General features: G+C 73.1%; 4 protein-coding genes and 1 tRNA gene. 1 reads left to right on the forward strand and 4 read right to left on the reverse strand.

Annotated elements, in window-relative coordinates; genetic code table 11:
• The 4 genes from AC2W7G_RS14985 to AC2W7G_RS15000 all read right to left on the reverse strand — a co-directional run.
• Positions 1–197 (reverse strand): TFIIB-type zinc ribbon-containing protein (locus AC2W7G_RS14985; protein ID WP_485869143.1); only part of this gene is annotated, 197 nt, incomplete at its 3' end.
• Positions 198–204: 7 nt separating this feature from the next.
• Positions 205–444: a hypothetical protein gene (locus AC2W7G_RS14990; RefSeq protein WP_485869144.1), complete on the reverse strand. Its 240-nt coding sequence runs from the start codon at positions 442–444 to the stop codon at positions 205–207.
• Between the two features lie 49 nt (positions 445–493).
• Positions 494–1,147, reverse strand: coding sequence for an FMN-binding negative transcriptional regulator (locus AC2W7G_RS14995; RefSeq protein ID WP_485869145.1), 654 nt, complete (start codon positions 1,145–1,147; stop codon positions 494–496).
• 20 nt (positions 1,148–1,167) lie between these two features.
• Positions 1,168–1,243, reverse strand: a tRNA-Lys gene (locus AC2W7G_RS15000).
• Positions 1,244–1,418: 175 nt separating this feature from the next.
• Between AC2W7G_RS15000 and AC2W7G_RS15005 the strand changes: the two genes are divergently transcribed.
• Positions 1,419–1,933: UdgX family uracil-DNA binding protein (locus AC2W7G_RS15005; RefSeq protein WP_485869146.1), on the forward strand; the 515-nt coding region annotated here is incomplete at its 3' end.

The following is a 1,933-nucleotide window of genomic DNA, read 5'->3' on the forward strand; positions in this document are numbered from 1 at the left end:
CGGCCGCCCGGTCTCTGGCCGCGGCGCGGTCGAGGATCTTGGTCGAGCTCGCCGCGGTCGAGCCACACGCCGCGGCACTCGGGGCAGTAGTCGATCTCGATGCCGGAGCGCTCGCTCATGGTCAGGGTCGCGCCGTCGATGGGGCACTTCATCAGGGTGGTACCTCCTTGCCCGGTCAACGTGCGGGCGTCTGTCATGGTTCCGTCACCAGGGGAGCAGTCCGCGGCGCTGCGCGGCGTCGACGAGCGCGCGTCCGCCGGCCCGCACCAGGAGCACGGTGGTGCCGAGCATGACGAACCAGGCGGCGACGACGGCAGCCGGATGGGCCCAGCCGAGGCCGTAGAGCCGGTCGGCGGTCATGACGAGCACGGTGATCGCGAGCCACCCGACGGAGAAGAACCAGGCGGCACCGACGAGCAGCTGCAGCGGGGTCGGGCGGGACACGTCTCGACGGTACGTCCGGCCGCGGGCGTCCGCCCGGCGAGTCCGATCCTCAGGACTCCATGGCGTCGGCGACGGCGGACGCGCGCGGGTCGGACTCGTCGCGCAGGCCCGCGACGACGCCGGCGCGGTCGGCGTCCGAGCGGTTCTGGCTGTACTTGCGCTTGGCCTCGACGCGCTCGACGGTGAGCTCCACGCCGACGATCGCCCGCAGCATCCCGGAGGTGTACCGCTCGGGCGCGTCGGTGACCGCCCACGGCTCGGGGCGCGGCTGCTCGTGGGCGTCGGTCAGCCGGGTCACCGCGGTGCGCAGCCAGTCGACGTCGTCGTGCACGCGCACGGTGCCGGTCAGGTGGACGGACTCGTAGTTCCAGGTGGGCACGACCTTGCCGTGCTCGGCCTTGCTGGCGTACCAGGCGGGGGAGACGTAGGCCTGCGGTCCGGTGACGACGAGCAGCGCCTTGGTCGGCTCGAGCAGCGACCGCCAGTGGTCGTTGGCGCGGGCCATGTGCGCCACCACCGTGTCGCCGTCCCAGAGCACCGGCAGCAGGGTCGCGACCGGGTACCCGTCGGGGCCGACCGTGACCAGCTCGCCGGTGCCGAGCGCGCGACCATGGCGCGGACCTGGGACTCGTCGTCGACGGCGTTCGGGGCGGGCACGTACATGCGACGAGCGTAGTGCTGCCGGAACGCCGAAGGCCCCCACCGTGGTGAGGGCCTTCGGGCTGGTGCGCCATCAGGGACTCGAACCCCGAACCCGCTGATTAAGAGTCAGCTGCTCTGCCAATTGAGCTAATGGCGCGCGAGAAAGAACATTAGCAGCACCCTCCCGAGGGGGTGAAATCGGGGGTCCGGGACGCCCGTTTCGCCCGGGGTCGCACGGGTATCGGGCGGTCGATGACCGACGACGCGAGCCCCTGGGTGCCCGGCTCGGGCGGGATGACCGCCCTGCGCCGGGCCGCCGCCGACTGCCGCGGGTGCGAGCTGTACCGCGACGCGACGCAGGTCGTCTTCTCCGACGGACCGGCCCGCGCGCGGCTCTGCTCGTCGGGGAGCAGCCCGGCGACCACGAGGACCGTGAGGGCGAGCCGTTCGTCGGACCGGCCGGGCGGCTGCTCGACAGCGCGTTGGAGGAAGCCGGCATCGTGCGCGAGGACGTCTACCTGACGAACGCCGTGAAGCACTTCCGCCACCACGTCGTCGGCAAGCGGCGGATCCACGACAAGCCCGCGATCGCGCACGTGAAGGCGTGCCACCCGTGGCTGGAGGCCGAGCTGGACGTCGTGCGTCCCGACGCCGTGGTGGCGCTCGGGGCGACCGCGGCCCGCGCCGTGACCGGCCGGTCGGTGACGATCGGCGAGGTGCGCGGGAAGCCGCTCAGCGACGCGCTGAAGGTCCGCGGCGCGTCCGTGCCGGTGCTCGTGACGGTGCACCCGTCGAGCCTGCTGCGGCTGCGCGACCACGACGACCGCGAGGCGGGACGCCGCGTTCG

It is taken from the genome of Aeromicrobium sp. PFPM2_SD2 (assembly GCF_057364525.1).